Raw genomic sequence first — 4,212 nt, 5'->3', positions numbered from 1 at the left:
GGAGGATCGACCAGTCCTGACGATGGCTGCCGCGCCTCGGCCGCACCCGGCGGCACCCATCGGCCGGGCGCCCGCGATCGAGGGAGATGGTGACCCATATGAAGCTGCTGCGAGTCGGAACGGCGGGGGCCGAGCGCCCGGCGCTGCTCGACGCCGACGGGACCCTGCGGGACCTGTCGGGTCTCGTCGAGGACGTCGACGGCGCGCTGCTCGCCGACGACGCCGCCCTCGGCCGGATCCGAGCCGCCGCGGAGGCCGGCGAGCTGCCCGCGCTCGACGCGGCCGGGCTGCGCATCGGGCCGCCGCTGGGCCGCATCGGCAAGATCGTGTGCATCGGGCTGAACTACCACGACCACGCCCGCGAGACCGGCGCCGAGCCGCCCGCCGAGCCGGTCGTCTTCTTCAAGGCGCCGGACACGGTCGTCGGGCCCAACGACACGGTGCTCGTGCCGCGCGGCTCGGTCAAGACCGACTGGGAGGTCGAGCTGGCGGTCGTCATCGGGCGTACGGCCCGCTACCTCGGGTCGGCCGAGGAGGGGCTCGCGCATGTCGCCGGGTACACGGTCGCGCACGACGTGTCCGAGCGGGAGTTCCAGATCGAGCGGGGCGGGACCTGGGACAAGGGCAAGAACTGCGAGACGTTCAACCCGCTCGGGCCGTGGCTGGTGACGGCCGACGAGGTGCCCGACCCGCAGAACCTCTCCCTGAAACTGTGGGTCAACGGGGAGCTGAAGCAGGACGGGTCGACGGCCGACCAGATCTTCCCGGTGGGCGAGGTCGTGCGGTACGTCAGCCAGTTCATGACGCTGTACCCCGGGGACGTCATCAACACGGGGACGCCTGCGGGGGTGGCCATGGGGCAGCCTGAGCCCAAGCCGTACCTTCGTTCCGGGGATGTGGTGGAGCTGGAGGTCGAGGGGCTCGGGCGGCAGCGGCAGGAGTTGAAAGACGCCTGAAGGGGTGGGGGGTTGCTGATCGTCTGGCGGCTGCGGGTTTGTCGTGGTTGCTCGCGCCCACGCGGCGGAGCCGCATATCGAATGCAGCCCCGCGCCCCTTCAGGTCAGTCAGCTCACCCCAGTAGAGCAGCCAGCCTCCTCCACTCCTGCCTCGGCAGGTTCTCCCTCGGGCCTGCCGTCACCACCTGGAGGGCCACGTGGTCGGCGCCTGCCTTGATGTAGGTGTCGATGCGTTCGCGGATGCGGTTCTCGTCGCCCCATGCGAACACCGCGTCGACCAGGCGGTCGCTGCCGCCGTCCGCCAGGTCGTCCTCGGTGAAGCCGAGCCGCAGGAAGGTGTTGGTGTAGTTGGGCAGGCCCAGGTAGAGGGCGAGGGCGCCGCGGGCCAGTTCGCGGGCGCGGGCCGGGTCGGTCTCCAGGACGACCTTCAGCTCCGGGGCCAGCAGCGGGGCGGCGCCCAGGATCTCGCGGGCCTCGGCGGTGTGCTCGGGCGTGACCAGGTACGGGACGGCACCGGCGGCGCGGTCCCGGGACAGCTCCAGGTTCTTCGGGCCGAGCGCGGCGAGGACACGGCGCTCGGCGGGTACGCCGGCCGCGTCGAGTTCGTCGAGGTAGGCGACCAGGGCCGAGTAGGGCCGGCGGTACTGCGAGGCGAGCTTGGCGTGGCTGACGCCCAGGCCGAGGACGAAGCGCCCGGCGTGGTCCCGCTCCAGCTCGGCGAAGCGGACCGCGGTGTCGGCGGCCGTGTGCTGCCAGATGCTCTGGATGCTGGTGCCGACGGTGATGCGCTCGGTCGCCTCCAGGAGGGGCTCGGCGTGGTCCGCCGAGGGGCTGCTGCCGAGCCACAGGGCGCCGTACCCGAGGGCCTCCAACTCGGCGGCGGCCTCGCCCCGTTCACCTCGCCCGGCGGGGTCCTCCGCACGCAGGGCCGCGCTCCAGATGCCGTACCGGCCGATCCTGTCCTTGACTGCGCTCATGGGTCCCTCCGGGCGGGTTCCGTGATCATCACGTCTACGGCCATCCCAACCGGAGGGATCCCCGGGTTAATCCCGGCGCACGTCAGATCTTCAGGAACTGCTCCAGCGCCTCCACCACGAGCCGGTGGTCCTGCAGTTGCGGCAGTCCGGAGACGGTGACCGCGCCGATCACGCCGACGCCCTCGACGTTGATCGGGAAGGAGCCGCCGTGGGCCGCGTACACGTCGGGGTCGAGGCGGGAGGACTCCTCGAAGGTGGTGCCCTTGGCCCGGAAGCGGGCGCCGACCAGGTAGGAGGCGCTGCCGTAGCGTTCGACGACCCGGCGCTTGCGGGCGATCCAGGCGTCGTTGTCGGGCGTGGACCCGGGCAGGGCGGCGTGGAAGAGCTGCTGTCCGGCCCGGTGGATGTCGATGGCGACGGGCGCCTGCCGCTCGCGGGCCAGCTCGACGAGCAGCGAGCCGAGCGCCCACGCGTCGTCGTGGGTGAACTGGCGGAAGACCAGGCGGCGTTCCTGGGCCTCCAGCTCCTCGATGCCCGGGGTGAGTTCGGGGGTGAACTTCGGGGTCAGTTCGCTCATCGCAGGGTCACCACCACACCGTCGCGGGCCGAGACGCGGGCCGCTTCCAGTACGTCGAGGGCGTCGGCCGCCTCCAGCGCGGTCACCGGGTTGGGGCCGGCGCCGGTGAGGGCCTTCGCCACGGCCGCATAGTAGGCCGGGTAGTCGCCGGGCAGGGTGGGTTCGGCGGTGCCGCCGCCGGTCACGGGGGACTCCCCGGCGCCCACGCGGCCCCACAGCTCCCTCGGCTCCTCGCCCCAGCCGGGGCCCGGGCGGCGGCCCTCGCGCAGCGCCGCCTCCTGCGGGTCCAGGCCGTGCTTGACGTAGCCGGCCCGCGAGCCGAGCACGCGGAAGCGCGGGCCGAGCTGGGCGGCGGTGGAGGAGACGTACAGGTGGGAGCGGACCCCGCCCGCGTGCGTCAGCGCGAGGAACGTGTCGTCGTCGGCCTCGGCGCCCGCGCGCCGCACCACCGACTCGGCGTACACCTGCGTGACCGGTCCGAACAGCACCAGCGCCTGGTCGACGACGTGGCTGCCGAGGTCGTACAGCAGACCCCCGATCTCCGCCGGGTCGCCGGACTCCCGCCAGCCGCCCTTGGGCTGCGGCCGCCACCGTTCGAAGCGGGACTCGAAGCGCCAGACGTCGCCCAGGGCGCCCTCGTCGATCAGCTTGCGCAGGGTGAGGAAGTCGTTGTCCCAGCGGCGGTTCTGGAAGACCGACAGCAGCAGGCCCCGCTCCTCGGCGAGCGCCGCCAGCTCGCGCGCCTCGGCCGCGGTGCCGGCGATCGGCTTGTCGACGACGACCGGCAGGCCGGCCTTGAGGGCGGCGGTGGCGAGCGGGACGTGGGTCTTGTTCGGGGAGGCGATGACGACCAGGTCGAGCTCGCCGGCCCGCTCCAGCAGTTCGTCCGCGCCGGCCACGATGCGCACACCGGGGTGCTCGGTGCGGGCCTGCTCCTGCCGCTCGGGGTTGGACGTCACCACCGTGTCGAGGGCCAGGCCCTCGGTGGTGGCGATCAGCGGGGCGTGGAAGACGGAGCCCGCGAGGCCGTAGCCGATGAGACCCACGCGGAGGGGGGCCTCGTCGCGCAGGGGCTCCTCGGGGAGGGGGGTGCCTGTCGTACCTGTCATGCCACCCACTTTCGCAACGCTGTTGCCAAAGTGCAAGCGGCGGGGAGAATGGGGGCTGTGAGCGGTACGAACGGTGCGATCAAGGGTGACGGCGGTGCCACCAGGGGTGGCGTCAACCTGCTGGGGCTGCGCAGCCACAACACCGCGCTGGTGCTCGACCTGCTGCGCACGGCCGGCGAGGAGGGGATCAGCCGGCTGGAACTCGCCGAGCGCACCGGGCTGACCCCGCAGGCCGTCAGCAAGATCACCGCCCGGCTGCGCGAGCAGGGCCTGGCCACCGAGGCCGGGCGGCGCGCGTCCACCGGCGGCAAGCCGCGCACGGTGCTGCGGCTGGTGCCGGACGCCGGGCACGCCGTGGGGGTGCACCTGGACCGCGACGAGCTGCGGGCGGTGCTGGTGGACCTCACCGGCGCGGTCGTCGGGCAGCGGCGGGCGCCGCTCGACCTCGGGGCCGGGGCGGAGGCGGTGCTGGACGCCGTGGAGCGGGCCATACGTCCGCTGACCGCCGCCGTGCCGGCGGGCTCGGTGCTCGGGGTGGGCGTCGCGCTGCCGGGGCCGCTCGACCATGCGCGGGGCGTGCTGCACCGGGTCAC

At 73.5% G+C, this 4,212-nt stretch carries 5 protein-coding genes; 2 read left to right on the top strand and 3 right to left on the bottom strand.

Annotated features, from left to right (window positions below; translation table 11 throughout):
• The first annotated feature begins 98 nt into the window (after positions 1–98).
• Positions 99–956, top strand: a complete 858-nt coding sequence (locus C3489_RS37860; RefSeq protein WP_103786666.1) for a fumarylacetoacetate hydrolase family protein — start codon at positions 99–101, stop codon at positions 954–956.
• 113 nt (positions 957–1,069) lie between these two features.
• On the opposite strand, the gene C3489_RS37855 is transcribed toward C3489_RS37860, so the two are convergent.
• From C3489_RS37855 to C3489_RS37845, 3 genes are all read right to left on the bottom strand, one after another.
• Positions 1,070–1,933 carry an LLM class F420-dependent oxidoreductase gene (locus C3489_RS37855; RefSeq protein WP_103786665.1) on the bottom strand — a complete coding sequence of 288 codons (864 nt, stop codon included), beginning with the start codon at positions 1,931–1,933 and terminating at the stop codon, positions 1,070–1,072.
• Positions 1,934–2,015: 82 nt separating this feature from the next.
• A complete protein-coding gene (locus tag C3489_RS37850; protein WP_103786664.1) occupies positions 2,016–2,510 on the bottom strand; it encodes a heme-degrading domain-containing protein in 495 nt (164 codons plus the stop codon).
• Positions 2,507–3,619, bottom strand: coding sequence for a Gfo/Idh/MocA family oxidoreductase (locus C3489_RS37845; protein ID WP_103786663.1), 1,113 nt, complete (start codon positions 3,617–3,619; stop codon positions 2,507–2,509). The genes C3489_RS37850 and C3489_RS37845 overlap by 4 nt, the downstream gene beginning before the upstream one ends.
• A gap of 48 nt (positions 3,620–3,667) precedes the next feature.
• On the opposite strand from C3489_RS37845, the gene C3489_RS37840 reads away from it, so the two are divergent.
• Positions 3,668–4,212 (top strand): MarR family transcriptional regulator (locus tag C3489_RS37840; protein WP_146075409.1); only part of this gene is annotated, 545 nt, incomplete at its 3' end.

The organism is Streptomyces sp. Ru71 (genome assembly GCF_002920535.1).
GTDB lineage: Bacteria > Actinomycetota > Actinomycetes > Streptomycetales > Streptomycetaceae > Streptomyces.
The sequence above is the reverse complement of the archived record's forward strand: the minus strand, read 5'-3'. Positions and strand labels throughout refer to the sequence as shown.